This window comes from Caballeronia sp. LZ029, from assembly GCF_031451275.1.
In the GTDB taxonomy this organism is placed as follows: domain Bacteria; phylum Pseudomonadota; class Gammaproteobacteria; order Burkholderiales; family Burkholderiaceae; genus Caballeronia; species Caballeronia jiangsuensis.
The window spans coordinates 1,045,698-1,061,802 of sequence record NZ_JARUXO010000004.1 but is presented as its reverse complement, the minus strand read 5'-3'; the positions used below and the strand labels follow the sequence as shown (position 1 = coordinate 1,061,802).

General features: G+C 61.7%; 15 protein-coding genes. 10 read left to right on the top strand and 5 right to left on the bottom strand.

Annotation, left to right across the window (positions count from 1 at the left end; all coding sequences use genetic code 11):
* Positions 1-36 precede the first annotated feature (36 nt).
* The 9 genes from QCE73_RS30915 (at position 37) to QCE73_RS30880 (ending at position 9,866) form a co-directional block, all read left to right on the top strand.
* A complete protein-coding gene (locus tag QCE73_RS30915) occupies positions 37-1,185 on the top strand; it encodes a sugar ABC transporter permease (protein WP_309884895.1) in 1,149 nt (382 codons plus the stop codon).
* Positions 1,185-2,222: a carbohydrate ABC transporter permease gene (locus QCE73_RS30910; protein ID WP_309884894.1), complete on the top strand. Its 1,038-nt coding sequence runs from the start codon at positions 1,185-1,187 to the stop codon at positions 2,220-2,222. The genes QCE73_RS30915 and QCE73_RS30910 overlap by 1 nt, the downstream gene beginning before the upstream one ends.
* A 5-nt stretch (positions 2,223-2,227) precedes the next feature.
* Entirely contained in the window at positions 2,228-3,346 is a 1,119-nt protein-coding gene (locus QCE73_RS30905) for an ABC transporter ATP-binding protein (RefSeq protein ID WP_404989828.1), read from the top strand.
* Between the two features lie 87 nt (positions 3,347-3,433).
* The gene (locus tag QCE73_RS30900; RefSeq protein WP_035506030.1) at positions 3,434-3,943 is read left to right on the top strand and encodes a hypothetical protein; all 510 of its coding nucleotides are present in this window, start codon (positions 3,434-3,436) and stop codon (positions 3,941-3,943) included.
* Positions 3,944-4,561: 618 nt separating this feature from the next.
* On the top strand, positions 4,562-5,734 hold the full coding sequence (locus QCE73_RS30895) for a DUF6402 family protein (RefSeq protein WP_309884892.1): 1,173 nt from the start codon (positions 4,562-4,564) through the stop codon (positions 5,732-5,734).
* Positions 5,735-6,437: 703 nt separating this feature from the next.
* Positions 6,438-6,641: a DUF6402 family protein gene (locus tag QCE73_RS39455; protein WP_404989842.1), complete on the top strand. Its 204-nt coding sequence runs from the start codon at positions 6,438-6,440 to the stop codon at positions 6,639-6,641.
* A 652-nt stretch (positions 6,642-7,293) separates the two neighbouring features.
* Positions 7,294-8,058: a ParA family protein gene (locus QCE73_RS30890; protein ID WP_309885287.1), complete on the top strand. Its 765-nt coding sequence runs from the start codon at positions 7,294-7,296 to the stop codon at positions 8,056-8,058.
* A gap of 32 nt (positions 8,059-8,090) precedes the next feature.
* Positions 8,091-8,774 (top strand): isoprenylcysteine carboxylmethyltransferase family protein, encoded by a 684-nt coding sequence (locus tag QCE73_RS30885; RefSeq protein WP_309884891.1) that lies wholly within the window; start codon positions 8,091-8,093, stop codon positions 8,772-8,774.
* 189 nt (positions 8,775-8,963) lie between these two features.
* Positions 8,964-9,866, top strand: a complete 903-nt coding sequence (locus QCE73_RS30880; protein ID WP_035506023.1) for a LysR family transcriptional regulator — start codon at positions 8,964-8,966, stop codon at positions 9,864-9,866.
* A 3-nt stretch (positions 9,867-9,869) separates the two neighbouring features.
* Here QCE73_RS30880 and QCE73_RS30875 read toward each other — a convergent pair whose 3' ends face one another.
* From QCE73_RS30875 to QCE73_RS30865, 3 genes are all read right to left on the bottom strand, one after another.
* Entirely contained in the window at positions 9,870-10,034 is a 165-nt protein-coding gene (locus tag QCE73_RS30875; RefSeq protein WP_035506159.1) for an FmdB family zinc ribbon protein, read from the bottom strand.
* 81 nt (positions 10,035-10,115) lie between these two features.
* On the bottom strand, positions 10,116-10,928 hold the full coding sequence (locus QCE73_RS30870; protein ID WP_035506021.1) for a mechanosensitive ion channel family protein: 813 nt from the start codon (positions 10,926-10,928) through the stop codon (positions 10,116-10,118).
* Positions 10,929-11,087: 159 nt separating this feature from the next.
* A complete protein-coding gene (locus QCE73_RS30865; protein WP_035506019.1) occupies positions 11,088-11,618 on the bottom strand; it encodes an Lrp/AsnC family transcriptional regulator in 531 nt (176 codons plus the stop codon).
* A 138-nt stretch (positions 11,619-11,756) separates the two neighbouring features.
* Here QCE73_RS30865 and mdeB point away from each other — a divergent pair, with 138 nt between their 5' ends.
* Positions 11,757-14,468: an alpha-ketoglutarate dehydrogenase gene (gene mdeB, locus QCE73_RS30860; RefSeq protein WP_309884890.1), complete on the top strand. Its 2,712-nt coding sequence runs from the start codon at positions 11,757-11,759 to the stop codon at positions 14,466-14,468.
* On the opposite strand, the gene QCE73_RS30855 is transcribed toward mdeB, so the two are convergent.
* Entirely contained in the window at positions 14,465-15,115 is a 651-nt protein-coding gene (locus tag QCE73_RS30855) for a phosphoribosyltransferase (protein ID WP_309884889.1), read from the bottom strand. The genes mdeB and QCE73_RS30855 overlap by 4 nt on opposite strands.
* Positions 15,112-15,918, bottom strand: coding sequence for a crotonase/enoyl-CoA hydratase family protein (locus QCE73_RS30850; protein WP_309884888.1), 807 nt, complete (start codon positions 15,916-15,918; stop codon positions 15,112-15,114). Before QCE73_RS30850 ends, QCE73_RS30855 begins: the two co-directional genes overlap by 4 nt.
* Positions 15,919-16,105 lie beyond the last annotated feature (187 nt).

Sequence of the window (16,105 nt, the reverse complement as noted above, 5' to 3'; positions counted from 1 at the left end):
TCATTCCCGACGCGCCCGCGTCGCAATGGAGATTCGATGAATACGCCGTCCCACGCATCGTCCGTGGTCGCGAACGAGCGAGGCTCGCGCGCGCGCGTCGCCAACTGGCTCGACCGGCAGGCGCCCTTCGTATTCGTGTTGCCTACGGTGCTGCTGATTCTCGCGTTCTCGATCTTTCCGCTCGTGGCGTCGGCCTATCTTTCGCTCACGCGCTTCGAACTGGGCGAGGGCGGCTATCAACTGACCTTCACGGGCCTGCGCAACTACGTGCGGCTCTTTTCCGGCAGCCAGCAATATCATTTCACCGGCGTGTTCCGCGCGCCGGGAGTCTTCAGCATTGCGACTATCGTGGTCGCCGTGCTCGCGGTGATCTACTGGTTCTATCGCTATCTAAGGAGCGACGGGCGCTCGATCATGGGCACGCTCGGCCGATCGATCAGCGCGGCCGCGTTTCTCGCGCTCGTGTGGCTCGCGGCGAACACGCTCGGCGGCGGCGGCGCGCTCGGCAGCCTGATGGTGACGATCTTCTATGTCGTGCTCGGCGTCGCGCTGCAATTTCTCGTCGGCCTGGGCCTGGCCTATCTGTGCACGCTGCCCCTCAAGGGCGGGCGCTTCTTCCGGCTTCTCTTCTTTCTGCCGCTGATGGTGACGCCCGTCGGCATCGCGTACATGTTCCGCATGATGGCCGATACGTCCATCGGACCGCTCGCGCCGGTATGGTCGTGGCTCGGCCTCGGCCAGATCGCGTGGGCGGCGAACCCGTGGCTTGCGCGGCTCGTCGTCGTGATCGGCGATACATGGCAATGGGTGCCCTTCATGTTCCTCGTGATGCTCGCCGCGCTCGAAGGCACCTCGCGCGAGCAGATCGAAGCGGCGCAACTCGACGGCGCATCGGCGTGGCGTGTGTTCCGCGATGTCACGTGGCCGTCCATCGCGCCGGTCGCCGCGAGCGCGGTGCTGATCCGGCTGATCGAGGCGTTCAAGATCGTCGACCTGCCGAACGTGCTGACGAACGGCGGCCCCGGCATCGCGACCGAATCGATGACGCTGCACGCGTTCATCGAATGGCGCGCGCTGAATCTCGGCGGCGCGTCGGCGGTGGCGTACATGCTGTTCTTCGTCTCGACGATCGCGTGTGTATCGTTCTTCCAGTTCGTCGTGCGGCGCGCGCGGGGAGATCAGTGATGAACGCGTTGAAACGCTGGTTCGTGCCCGCGCGTCTGGATGAACTGCCGATCGGCGGCAAGGCGATCGCGTATCTGTTGCTCGGGTTCTGGTCGCTCGTCGTGCTGTTTCCGCTTTACTGGATGGCGATCACGTCGTTCAAGCTGCCGGTGGATGTATCGACGGGACCGCTCTACATTCCCTTCGTCGACTTCGAGCCGCATCTCGACGCGTGGCATTACATCTTCGTCGATCTCGGGCCGGACACGTATCGGCCTTATATGAACTCGCTGATCGTCGCGACATGCGGTACGGCGGCTTCGGTCTTTCTCGGCTCGATGGCCGCATATGCACTCGCGCGCATCGAGTATCGACCGCCGGTTGCGGCGGTGGGTTCCGGCATCGTGCTGATCGCGCTGCTGATCGCGGCGGTCGCGTGGGGACATGTCGATCTGCGCATCGCGCTCGCTGTCGCGCTCGCGCTGTTCTTCCTGCTGTTGCGCCCGATCGTGCGGCGCGCGCGCAGGCATCTGAGCAACGACGACATTCTCTTCTGGGTCGTATCGCAGCGCATATTGCCGCCCGTCGTCACGGTGATCCCGATCTATCTCACCTTCAGGGACGTCGGCCTGCTCGACACGCATCTCGCGCTCATCATCACGTATGCGACGGCGAACCTGCCGATCGTCGTGTGGCTGATGTTCGATTTCTTCGATGGTGTCCCGCGCGAGATCGAAGAGAGCGCGCAGATCGACGGCGCGACGCGCTTCTCGATACTCTTCGGCATCGTGCTGCCGCTCGTCGCGCCGGGTCTCGTCGCAACGGGTCTGCTCGTGCTGATTCTCTCGTGGAACGAGTACCTCTTCGCGCTCTTTCTGACGACCGCGAATGCGCAGACGATGCCCTTGCTCGTCGCCGCGCAGAACGCGACGCGCGGACCGCAATGGTGGAACATGTCGGTGCTGATACTCATCATGATCCTGCCCGTGATGCTGCTGACGCTCACGCTGCAGCGCTTCATCGTGCGGGGCATTCTCGTGGGAGCCGTGAAAGGATGACGGTCATGGATAGCGAGGCGGTGAAAGTCGATGACGCCCGCCTGACGAAGATCGCGGCGGCGCGCCAGTCGAAGAGCGTGTCGTTGAGAAACGTCGGCAAGACGTTCGGCGATACGCGCGTGCTGAGCGATCTGTCGCTCGACGTGCAGGCGGGCGAGTTCCTCGTGTTGCTCGGCGAATCGGGCTGCGGCAAGACGACGGCGCTGCGCATCGTCGCGGGACTCGAATCGGCGACGGAAGGCGCGGTGTTCGTCGGCGATACCGATGTCACGCATCAGTTGCCGCGCGATCGCGATGTGGCGATGGTGTTTCAGTCGTATGCGCTCTATCCGCACAAGACCGTGTTCGAGAACATCGCGTATCCGCTCATCGTGCGAAAGCGCCCGAAGGCCGAGATCGATGCCGCCGTGCGTGAAGTGGCCGCGAGCGTGCAACTGGAGCCGTTGCTGTCGCGCTTTCCGCGACAGTTGTCCGGTGGACAGCGTCAGCGTGTGGCGCTCGCGCGCGCGATCGTGCGCCGGCCTGCGGCGTTTCTGATGGACGAGCCGCTCTCCAATCTCGATGCCAAGCTGCGCGGCCACATGCGCGCCGAGTTGAAGCACATGCAGCACGAACTCGGCATCACGACCATCTATGTGACGCACGATCAGATCGAAGCGATGACGCTCGCGCATCGCGTCGCCGTCCTCGACAAGGGCGCGCTGCAGCAACTCGATACGCCCGCGCGCATCTATTCGGACCCGGCGAATCTGTTCGTCGCGGGCTTCATCGGTTCGCCGCCGATGAATTTTCTGCGCGGCACGCTCACGCAAGGACGTTTCGATGCGCCCGGCATTTCTCTCGACACGCCGGCTCGTCACGAGGGCCGGGCGGTGCTCGGCGTGCGTCCCGAGGAATGCTCGCTCGTAGCGCAAGGCGATGGCGAATTGCAGGGGCGCATCTATTCGGTCGAGCTGATCGGCGATCATTCGCTCGTCACGATGAACGTCGGTGAACAGCAGGTGGTCGTGAAGGTGCCGAATACGTTTGCGGGCGAGATCGGCGGGGGCGCCGGGGTGCGCGCGAATCGCGAGCGCATCTATTTCTTCGATGAGAGCGGCGCGCGCATTCGCTCGACCGTTTGAAAAACGTAAGCCTTCAGGCGTGCCGCGCAGCGTTCCCGTGCGTGTGGTCTATATTGGATTTATAACGATCCGATATGGAGGTGCGACATGAGGCGCATCTATTTTCTGCTCCCGAACGTGGCGAGCGCAAAGGGGATCATCGACGAGCTGCTGCTGAAGCGAATCGAATGGCGGCATATGCATGTGCTCGCGCGGCCTCATGAACCGCTGGAGGATTTGCCGCAGGCGACGCTCGTTCAACGCAGCGATCTCTTGCCCGCACTGGCGCGGGGAACGGCTGCCGGCGGCGTGACGGGCGTGCTCGCGGGGCTTGTGGCGATGGCGTTTCCACCCGCGGGGTTGACGATAGCCGGAGGCGCGGTCGTCTGCATGACGCTCGCGAGCATGGGCTTCGGCGCCTGGGCCGCGACGATGATCGGAGTGGGTATTCCGAATACGCGCTTGCGGCGCTTCGAGCACGCCATTGAAGAAGGCGAGTTGCTGATGATGGTCGATGTGCCGAAGGATCGGGTCGAGGAAATTGAGGCGCTGGTGAAGAGTCATCATCCGGAGGCCGATGTCGAGGGGGCCGATCCTACGATTCCGGCTTTTCCTTGATGGTTTTGTTTTTTTCGCTGCAATCTCGGTTTCGCGTCGGTTTATAGAACTGCCGGTGCAAGGCGGTAGTCACGTTTCTTGATTGCTGGAGTCTATGTGCGGGTTTTTTCCTTGAAGATTAGGAAATGAATGCAGAGCCTCCGAATCTCGGGGCAAGCCTAATTCGCATTCGAACCCTTTCGCGATGGCGCAGACCCGTATTCGTTCGCATTCTGGGCCACCGAACGGATCGCGAAGGAAGAAGAGTTCTTTAAGCGCTCGTGCATAACGTTGAGTACCGTATGCGGCGGCGCACCACACACCCGGGTCGTAATAATGCGTTACACCCTCGCAAGATTATTCGGAGAGCAATCCGTTGATTGCTGTTCGGCAGTGGTTTTGGTCTAAAGGTTTTCCCCGATTTATCCTGAAAAAAATCCCTCGTAGCGTGTCGCACCTCGAGCCGACCACACGCGATTCGACTAGTCTAATGGCGCACGGATCCCAGGGCTGCTTCGCTCGAAATGCCCGCTGCGCTCGAAATACACTGGACGCCAAGTCTTTCGGTTGCGAATGTTCGGACAAGGTCCATTGGTGTTCATCCAACCATCATTTATCTAAGTTCAAAAATAGAGATTCATGGATTTTTCGTATTACCGAATCAACAAGTTCCTATGGCGCTGGAGCGAGCAAGACGGTGCTCGCATCGTGCGTGTGGCCGGGCTTTCAATGGACAAGGCACCGCCTGCGCCTCCAACTCCGCCTGCGGTAACGGCCACGCCAGCTCCCGCGCTTCAGAAGCCTGACCCGTTAATGAAAATGGTGGACGACCTATATAAGGTTGCTCACGCGTTCTCGCGTTTCAAAGCTTGGCTGAATGCTCCCGACCCGCCCAAGCTAGCGAAATCTGTAAGGACAGACCCATTAGTGCCGTCGTTCGATATACAGGAGATTCCGGCTGCAATGCGCAAGATGCACCTGCCAGTCTCGGCCACGTTGATGGAGCGGTGGTTTGCCGCGAAGCTAAACTATTCACCAACGGACGCCGATGAAACAGCGGAAATCAATCAGGACGGCAAGCCATATCCACCGGACATGTACGACACCACAACCATCAGAATGGATTGGGTGCTCAAATTCGCTCGCGCCAAGGACAAATTCGATTATCTAATTGATAAAGCTATTCGTTCGCCGAAAGCGAGAGATGAGCTTTATAGGAAGCTCATACCCTACAAGAACAGCGTGACTCTCTTGGACACCGCAGAGATCTGCGGAAACGATACAGCAATGCTTCACCGTCACTTTAGCTTTCAGTTTACGTCGGTCGACGGCACGTTTGGGCAGAAAATCGGCCTTTTTCTGTCCAATTTGGAGCGCAGCGGCGCGCCTGATGACCTCACTGGCGCGCTTGGCTCTTTTAACTTCAGTGTTGCCCTCGCGCACGCCCGCTTCGACTGGGATGTCGAGTCGAGGAGGACGAAAGCAGAAGTAAAGGGTATCTGGGTTTATGTGAAGGATAACTTTACATTCACCGACAGGCAGGGCGACCCCTCGCAATATTTGGGGCATTGGAGCAGCGACGGGGTGATCGTCGTCCCACTCGACGCCGTTGCAGCGACTCTTCCTTATGTTCCTTACGTTGAGTCTCCCGTCACCATCGGCAATCCAGTCATTAAAGGGAACGTCTACTATCCTGTACACAACAGCGACTTTCGGCAGTGGGCCATTAGGCACCGACAAGGCGGCGATTTTGTCATCTATTCCGATCGCCGCTATGTCCCAGTCGTTCCACCCATCACGATTACCCTATGAAGCTTTCGCTTATGCGGTTCGCGCTACTTGTCCCAGTTATCGGTACACTGTTCATCTGCCTCACTGATCTCACGCCACGCGGTACGGAGTGTCAAAAATCGGCACCGCCTGACGGTCTTTACGTAGCCGAACGATGTTTGCTTAAGTGGGTCCCGGGTGGGAATTCAGAATATGTTGGGCGCGTTTTCGACGCGAAAAGCGGAAAAAAACTCGCACAGCATATATTCAGGACGCCCGATCCTCAAATTGCTTGGTATAGCTATACTGCCTTATACGTGTCGTTCTCGATCGGTGATGACAGCAGTGACGCTCCATATATTTCGCTACCGCCCTCCAAGTGGGACAGGCTTCTAGCGGCACGCCTGAGTCCGCGATAGCACAGGCAAATCGCTCACGGACGCAAGTCAAGACACGCAAATGAGAGCGGAATGCAAGTGCCCGCCTCATTCCGTTCGACGCAGACGATCCTGAGCATGTGAAGGTCGCGAAGCCAATTGAACCGGGCTCGCGGATCAATATGTGTCACCACGCTAAATAGACTTGTCAAACTATTGAAACCCGCCGCGCGCGAGCCCTCTCATGGCCGGTCCTCTTCCACCTAGCTCTTGCGCGCTTTTCAGTTGGGTGCTGCGGCGGAATGAGCCGTTGAATCGCGTCCGTCTGAGTCGAGCGCTCGGGCGACTGCAAGCCGCATCGCTCTGGTATCGCTGCGACGTCCCCAAAATTCCGGGATGTTGACTCATTCATCGCCATTGGCGATCCGGTCATCAAAGATGAAGTCTACTTCCCGATACATACTTCCGATTTCGGAAAATGGCAAATCAAGCGCCAACGCCGCGGCGATTTTGTGGTTTTCATCGACCGGCAGTTTGTTCCGGTCATTCCGCCAATTGGGGTATATCTATGAAGTTCATAAGCCTACGTGCCGTTGCGCTAGTCGGAAATGCAGTCATCGTCGCGCTTTTCGGACTGTTTAAGCATACTCCGCCCGGCACGGAATGCGAAAACTCAACATCTCCAGATGGCATTTACAAAGCCGAGCGTTGCTTCCTGGAAGAACAGTCATTTCGCAGTGAATCTGCGACGTACGTCGGCCGATTGTTCGATGCTAAGAGCGGAAAACTGTAGGCGGAACACACCTTCGCACTATATACGCGCGTCCGTGAATTTCTCTCGTGGTGGGGAGGACGGCGACGGTTCAGACATCTCGTTACCGCCATCCCTGTGGGACCGGCTATTAGCTGCACGTCCGGGCTTGTAGAGGCCAGGGCAAGCGCTTTAATCGGTGCTTCAGGATTCCCACGACCCGGCTCGCGCGAGACTTCTCACGGTCGGTCCTCTTCCACCTAGCGCTTGCGCTCCTTGCAGGTTGGTGCTGTTGTGGGATCAATTGGGCCGGCCCCGCATAGGGGCAACGCTAATAGACCACCGCGAAATCGGGACCCAGCGAAAAAAACAAAAACCAATACGCTAAGATCACACCTCGGGAACCGAATCGCGACCCGCCCAGAACGCCTTGAAAAAAACCGAGCGTTCATAAACCGAGGATGAATAACCCGATGCGCCGTGTGGTCTTCAATCAAAAGGGTGGCGTAGGCAAGTCCACCATCGTCTGCAATCTCGCCGCGATCAGCGCCTCGCGCGGCCTGCGCACCCTGGTGATCGACCTCGATCCGCAAGGCAACGCGAGCCAGTACCTGCTCGGCGCCGAATCCCGCGATGCGCAGCCGAATCTCGCGAGCTTCTTCGAATCCGCACTGAGTTATAGCTTTCGCGAACCGGCGTTCGAATCTTTCGTTCATTCGACGCCCTTCGAAAATCTCGACATCGTGCCGTCGCATCCGACTCTCGAAGCGCTGCAGAGCAAGCTCGAATCGCGCTACAAGATCTACAAGCTGCGCGACGCGCTGAAGGGTCTGAAGCAATACGACGCCGTCTATATCGATACCCCGCCCGCGCTGAACTTCTTCACGCGCTCGGCGCTGATCGCCGTCGAGCGCTGTCTGATCCCGTTCGATTGCGACGACTTCTCGCGTCGCGCGCTCTATTCCGTGCTCGATAACGTGCAGGAAATCCGCCACGATCACAATCCGGACCTGAGCGTCGAAGGCATCGTCATCAATCAGTTTCAGCCGCGCGCGAGCCTGCCGCAGCAACTCGTCGACGAACTGCGCAAAGAGGATTTGCCCGTGCTCAATTCGCATCTCTCGCTCTCCGTGAAAATTCGCGAGAGTCATCAGCACGCGCGCCCGATGATCTATCTCGAACCTCGTCACAAGCTCGCGCAGGAATATGTCGCGCTGCACGAGGAACTGAACGGCTGAAGCGCACGGAAACGCCAGCGCGCCATCACGCCATGCCGCTCGCATCGAGAGTTGCGATTGCAGTCATCGTCGAAGCGGCCGTGTTCATCGCGCTGCTGTTCGGCGCGGCGGGCACGCTCGAATGGGGCGCGGGCTGGGCGTGGATGTTCCTGATGTTCGCCGGTGGCGGCGTGGTCACCGTGCTCATCGCGCGGCGCGATCCGGCATTGCTCGCCGAACGCATGCGCTCGCCGATGCAGCCCGATCAGCCGCTATGGGACAAGGTCTTTCTCGTCGCGATGGGCGCGCTGTGGTGCGCCTGGCTCGTGCTGATGGGCCTCGACGCCGTGCGCTTTCGATGGTCCGTCATGCCGCTCTGGCTCGCATCGGTCGGCGCGGCGCTCGTCGCCATGTCGTTCTGGCTCGTTGCGCGCGTGTTCCTTGCGAACACGTTTCTCGCGCCCGTCGTGAAGATTCAAAAGGAGCGCGGGCATCGCGTCATATCGAGCGGGCCGTACGCAATCGTGCGTCATCCGCTCTATGCGGCCGCCTGCGTCATGATTCCGGCGAGCGCGCTCGTGCTCGGCTCATGGTGGGGCCTCGCGTTCTCCGCGCTGCTGCTCGCGGGGATCGTCTGGCGCACGGTGATGGAAGAGCGCGAACTCGTCGCGCATCTCGAAGGCTATGCCCAATATGCGCGACGCGTGCGCTATCGGCTCGTGCCCTTCGTCTGGTAAGAGCGCGATACGAAATTGCGGGAATAAATCGGCGTCGGGAACGTTCATGCAGGAGACAGGCGCATTCCGTCGCGCCTCATTTCCCGCCAGATCATGAACAATATGACGACCGTTCCATCGCAGGCTCCGCACGGGTCTCTTGCCGGGAATTCCCCCGGGGCGTCTCCTTCGACAGAAAGTCTCTCCGGCATGGTCGCGTTCGTGCGCGCGGCGGAGTCGGGCAGTTTCGTGGCGGCGGGGCGCGCGCTCGGGCTGTCGGCGTCGGCGGTGGGCAAGAGCGTGATGCGGCTCGAAGCGAAGCTCGGCGTGCAACTGCTCAATCGCACGACGCGCAGGATCGGTCTCACGCACGAAGGCGCGCGCTTCTTCGCGCGCTGCAAGCGCATGCTCGCCGATCTCGAAGAAGCGGAGAGCGAGCTGTTCCATTCGACCTCTTCGCCGCGCGGACGGTTGCGGATCGCCGCGCCGTCGCTCGGCAGCCGGCTCCTGATGCCGCTCGTGCCGGAATTCAGGCGGCGTTTTCCGGATATCGAACTGGATATCGATTTCAGCGACCGCGTGGTCGAGATCACGCAGGAAGGGTATGACGCCGTGATCCGCACGGGGCGTCTCGCCGATTCGCAATTGCTCGCGCGGCCGCTCGCGCAATATGGCCCGGTGGTGGTCGGCTCGCCCGCCTATTTCGCGGGACACGGCGAGCCGATGACGCCCGCCGATCTCGAAGGCCATGCGTGCATCCGCTTCCGCTCTCCGGCGAGCGGCCGGCCCGAGCCGTGGCGCTTCGCTCGCGACGATCACACCTTCGCCATCGATCCGCACGCGACGCTCACGTTCAACGACATGGAAGCGGTGCTTGCCGCCTGCATCTCGGGCCTGGGCCTCGCGTGCGTGCCGGATTTCGTCGCGAAGAGCGCGCTGGAAGGCGGTCTGTTGCGCGCGGTGCTAGGCGCGCATCTGCGCACCGACGGCGTGTTCCAGATTCTGTGGCCGCCGAGCCGTCACGAAGCGCCGCGCCTGCGCGCGTTCATCGATCACGTCGCGCAGCGTCTGGGCGGCCTGCCGTCGCACGAGGTGCGGTTCCGCGCGGCGTAGAGATCAGCTTTTCTTGGTGGTTTTCGCGACGAACGGCGCGGGCGCGTGCGCGACTTTCTCGCTACCGCACTTCGGACATTTGAGCTGCACCGTCGCATGTTCGGCCATATGCTCCGCGTGCTCGAAGTTCTCGCCGCAATCCTGACAACGGTACTGATAAGTCGGCATGGCATCCTCCGCGCGCGCGCGGTGATCCGGCGCGAGCGGCGCCGGTTCCACCCATTCTAGTTCAGCAATGGCGCATGAAAATCAGTTCAGGACGCGGCGCACGAGCGGCGTTTCCGGCGTCGGATAGCCGGCCTCCCTGAATGTTTCGATGATCGCGCGATTGGTATCGAAATAGACCTGCCAGTAGTCGTTGGTATTGGTATAGGGCCGCACGCACAACAGCGGACCTTCGGGCGTGAAGGACAGCACTTCCACGTCCGGCGGCGGCGTGGTCGCGACATTCGGGATCTTCGCGACGGCTTCCTTCAGCCGCGCGATGGCATCGAGCGGATCGACGCCATTGGCGATCTTCGCCGTCAGTTCGACGCGCCGATGCGGCAGCAAGCTGAAATTCCAGATGATGTCGGAAAAGATCTTGTTGTTGCCGATGATCGCGGCGACGTTATCCGGCGTCGTGATCGTCGTGCCGAAGAGGCCGAGTTCGGTGACGGTGCCGGTCACGCCGCCCGCGGTCACGAAATCGCCCACTTTGAACGGCCGCAGCACCTGCATGAATATGCCCGCGGCGAAGTGCGCGAGCAGCCCGCCCCACGCGGTGCCGATGGCGAGACCGAGACCCGCGAGCAGCGCCGCGAAAGACGTGGTCTGAACGCCAAAGATCTGCAGAATCGCGAGTACGAGCAGCAGATTGAGAATGACGCCGACGATCGAGCCGAGGTAGTGCGCGAGCGTCGGATCGACACGGCCGTTGCGCGCGAGCAGCTTGCGCATCGTGCCCGTGACGAGGTTGATGAGCCAGCGGCCGATGATCCAGAGCGCGATCGCGCCGGCGACCATGATCGCGAAGTCGACGCCGCGCGTCATGATGAATACACGTACGGTATCGAGGTTCATGTCATTCTCGCGTGCGTGAAGCTTTGTCAGAGGAACACGTCAAGCCGGGAAAACATGCCGTATGGGCCTCACGAGTTATAGGCGACGCCCCGCGTCATCGCAAGAATTACAGGAGCAGTTAAGTTTGATCGGAAGCATTGCCCGCGGCTCGCGCGAAGATCACGTCCATTCTGCTTCGTCGGCGTTCTGATCGGGCAGGGTTAGTCCGGATGCGGGCAACGGCAGCGCGGTCTTGTAGCGCACCTGTTTGAGCGCGAAGCTCGAACGAATGTTGGAGACGCCCGGCATTTTCGTGAGCCGCTCCAGGATGAAACGCTCCAGCGCGGCGACATCGGGCAGCACGACGCGCAACAGGTAATCCGCATCGCCCGTCATCAGATAACACTCCATCACTTCGGGACGCTCGCTGATCGCCTGCTCGAAGCGCGCGAGCGCGTCCTTGATCTGCTTTTCCAGACTGACCTGAATGAAGACGTTGATGGAAAGGCCCAGCGCTTCCGGGTTGAGCAACGTGACGTGCTGCTTGAAAAGCCCCGCTTTTTCCAGCGCGCGCACGCGATTGAAGCAGGGCGTCGGCGAGAGGTTCACCGCGCGCGCAAGCTCCGAATTGGTGATGCGCGCGTTTTGCTGAAGCTGATTCAATATGCCGATGTCGGTGCGGTCGAGGCGCTGCTTGGTATTTGCCGTCATAGTCGAAACATTCCGGTTTCTGGCGTTTTCGAAGAATAAACACACTACCGCAAAGCGCGGCGCCAGCCAAATGAGACGCACATTCTGCGCATCAATGGATATGCTTGGATCATCCTTCAGCCACAGCGGAGTCGCGCCATGACCGACTTATCGAGCGGAACCAACCAGCTTCTTTCCATCGCCAAGGGACGCGAGGACACCGATCCCGGCGAAACCGCCGAATGGCTGGAGGCGCTCGATGCCGTCGTCGCGCATGTCGGACGGGACCGCGCGCAATATATCTTCGACAGGCTCGCGGAGCATGCATTGTCGGTGGGCGTCGAATCGGCGCGGGCGCGCGCGACGCCTTACGCGAACACGATCCCCGTATCGCAGCAGCCGCCTTATCCCGGCAATCTCGACATCGAGGAAAGGCTCGCCGCGGTGCTGCGCTGGAATGCGCTCGCGATGGTCGTGCGTGCGAATCGCGCATACGGCGAACTCGGCGGCCATATCGCGAGCTATGCGTCGGCGGCGGATCTGTTCGAAGTTGGCTTCAATCACTTCTTCAAAGCCGCCGATGCAAACAATGGCGGCGACCTCGTCTACTTCCAGCCGCATTCGTCGCCGGGCGTGTATGCGCGCGCTTATCTCGAAGGCTTCCTCGGCGAAGAGCATCTGAAGCACTATCGGCGTGAGATCGCCGGACCGGGTTTGTGCTCGTATCCGCATCCGTGGCTGATGCCCGACTTCTGGCAATTTCCGACGGGCTCGATGGGCATCGGTCCGATCAACTCGATTTATCAAGCGCGCTTCATGCGCTATTTGCAGAACCGCAATCTGCAGCGCACGGAAGGGCGCAAGGTGTGGGGCTTCTTCGGCGACGGCGAAATGGACGAGCCCGAATCGATCGGCGCGTTGTCGCTCGCGGCGCGCGAACAGCTCGATAATCTCGTGTTCGTCATCAATTGCAATCTGCAGCGGCTCGATGGTCCCGTGCGCAGCAACGGACGCATCGTCGATGAACTCGAAGCGCAGTTCACCGGCGCGGGCTGGAACGTGATCAAGGTGCTGTGGGGATCGGACTGGGATGCGCTGTTCGCCCGCGATCGCACGAATGCGTTGCTGCGCGCCTTCGCGCATACCGTCGATGGACAATTCCAGACCTTCTCGGCCAACGACGGCCGCTATAACCGCGAGCGCTTCTTCGGCCAGAATCCGGAACTCGCGTCGCTCGTTGCGCATATGTCGGATGAAGATATCGACCGCTTGCGCCGTGGTGGTCACGATGTGCGCAAGCTGCACGCTGCATACGCGAAAGCGCTGTCGCACAAGGGCCAGCCGACCGTGATTCTCGCCAAGACGATGAAAGGCTTCGGCATGGGCACGGTGGGACAGGGCCGCATGACGACGCATCAGCAGAAGAAGCTCGATCTCGACGATCTCAAGCAGTTCCGCGATCGCTTCCGCTTGCCGCTCTCCGATGAAGACGTCGAGCAGGTCAAGTTCTATAAGCCCGCGGATAACGCGCCCGAGATGCGTTATCTGCATGAGCGCCGCGAGGCTTTGGGCGGTTATCTGCCGCGTCGTCGCGCGAAGGCGTCGCAAGGCATCGCGCCGCCCGCGCTCGATTCGTGGGGGCAATTCGCGCTCGATGCCTCCGGCAAGGAGATGTCGACGACGATGGCCTTCGTGCGGATGCTCGGCAGCCTGCTGAAGGACAAGACGCTCGGCCCGCGCGTCGTGCCCGTGGTCGCGGACGAGGCGCGCACGTTCGGCATGGCGAATCTCTTCAGGCAAGTGGGCATCTATTCGCCGCTCGGCCAGTTGTACGAGCCGGAGGACATGGGCTCGATGCTCTATTACCGCGAGGACACGCGCGGGCAGATTCTCGAAGAGGGCATCTCGGAGGCGGGCGCGGTGTCGTCGTGGATCGCGGCGGCGACGTCGTACAGCGTGCACGATCTGCCGATGCTGCCGTTCTACATCTACTACTCGATGTTCGGCTTTCAGCGCATCGGCGATCTGATTTTCGCGGCGGCGGACCAGCGCTCGCGCGGCTTTCTCATCGGCGCGACGGCGGGGCGCACGACGCTCGGCGGCGAAGGCTTGCAGCACCAGGACGGCACGAGCCATCTCGCCGCATCGACGATTCCGAACTGCCGCGCCTACGATCCCGCGTTCGCGTACGAAGTCGCCGCGATCGTCGATGAAGGCATGAAGGACATGATGGAGCGCCAGAACGACGTGTTCTACTACGTCACGGTGACCAACGAGAATTACGCGCAGCCGTCCGCGCCCGAGGGCTCGCTCGATGCGCACACGCGCGAAGGCATTCTGCGCGGCATCTATCGCATCGGCGGCGATGCGCCCGACGCACAGGTGCAGTTGCTCGGTTCCGGCGCGATTCTCAACGAAGCCATCGCCGCGCGCACGATGCTCATGGACGACTGGAATATCGGCGCCGCCGTGTGGAGCGTGACGAGCTTCACGGAATTGCATCGCGATGGCGCGTCATGCGAGCGTCTCGCGCGCCTGCACGACGACGATGCGAACGTGCCGTTCGTCACGCGTGCGCTCGAAGGGTCGCGCGGTCCCGTGATCGCCGCGACCGATTACGTGCGCGCCGTGCCCGAACTCATTCGCGCATATGTGCCGTGCCGCTACGTCACGCTCGGCACCGATGGCTTCGGCCGCAGCGATACGCGTCAATCGTTGCGCGCGTTCTTCGAAGTGGATCGCGTGTCGATCGTGATTGCCGCGTTGAAATCGCTCGTGGACGAAGGCGTCATCGATAAAACGGTGTTGCAGGGCGCGCGCGAGAAATACGGCAAGGCGCAGGAAGCGCACGACGCGCCGTGGATGCGCTAGGCGGCCTTGCGCGCCGCGTCGAGCAGTTCGCGCACTTCGTCGTCGCTCGTCTGATCGAAGTCGATATAGAACTGCCCGACGCCGAAGTAATGGCGCGGGCGCATCACGCAGACGAATTCGTCGACGACTTCTTCCACGCGCGCTTCGGAATCGAGCGGCGCGACCGGCAGCGCCGCGACGATCTTCGACGGATGCGCGTGACGTAAGGACATTGCGGCAGCCTTCATCGTCGCGCCGGTCGCCATGCCGTCATCCACGACGATCGCAATGCGGCCCTCGACATCGAGCGGCGGCTGCGAGCCGCGATACAGCGTCTCGCGGCGTGCGAGTTCGGCGCGTTCCTTCGCGATCACGCGTTCGAGATCGTCCTTCGCGACGCCCGCGTACTGCACGATGCGCTCGTCGAGATAGAACGCATCGCCGGATGCGATCGCGCCCATCGCGAGTTCGGGCTGAACGGGCACGCCGAGCTTGCGCACGACAAGCACGTCGAGCCGCGCGCCGAGCGCGCGCGCCACTTCATATGCGACGGGCACGCCGCCGCGCGGCAACGCGAGCACGGTCACATCGTGGCGGCCCGCGTAAGCGCTGAGATGCTGCGCGAGCTCGCGGCCCGCCGCTCTGCGATTCTCGAACACTGAGTTCATGTCGCCTGTCCTTTCGGGCTCGACGCGCGCGAAAGAAAACGCGTCGCGCCGTCGAGACCTTCATCGAATATCGAGCGATATCCGTTCGCGCCTTCACGCTGCAATGCCCGGGCGATGTCGGCGTCGAACGCGTTCTCATGCACCGAGCGCAGGTCGGCGCGCAACGCGGCTTGCGGCAGCGCGGCCAGTTCGCACGCGAGCGCTTCCGCGACGCTGCGCGCTTCGCCTTGCGGCGCGATGCGATTCGCGAGGCCGATGGCGAGCGCCTCGTGCGCATCGACCGCGCGCCCGGTGAGAATCAGATCCAGCGCGCGCGACATGCCGATGAGCCGCGGCAGCCGTATCGTGCCGCCGTCGATGAGCGGCACGCCCACGCGCCTGCAGAACACGCCGAGCACCGCGTGTTCCTCGACGACGCGCATATCGCACCACGCCGCGAGTTCGAGCCCGCCCGCGACCGCATGTCCCGCGATCGCCGCGATCACGGGCTTGTTCAGCGCGAGGCGCGTCGGTCCCATCGGGCCGGGGCCGCTGCCGTCGGGATGGATCTCGTTGCGGCGCGCGTCGTCCTCGAGTGCGGAGAGATCCGCGCCCGCGCAGAACGTGCCGCCCGCGCCCCACAGCACGGCGACCGACAACGCGTCGTCGGCGTCGAAGCGTTCGAACGCTTCGCGCAGCGCATCCGCGATTTTTCGATCCACCGCGTTGCGCCGTTGCGCGCGATCGAGCACGACCGTGACGACGCGCGGATCGAGCGCGTGCGGTTCCATGCGCACGTGCTCGCCCAGATATTCGACGGACATCGACGCCTCCTGTTGCGCGATGCAGCTTTCAGGATACTCGCCGCGCGGCGCATCGGTGCGCCAAGTCGAATACTTGCAAAGTGAAATTTTTGGCCCGTGTCCGGTGCATCCAATGCGACATGACGGGGCATTGCACCAACATCGAGCGAAACGATACGAACCTTCGCGGCGCACGTTGCACCATGCG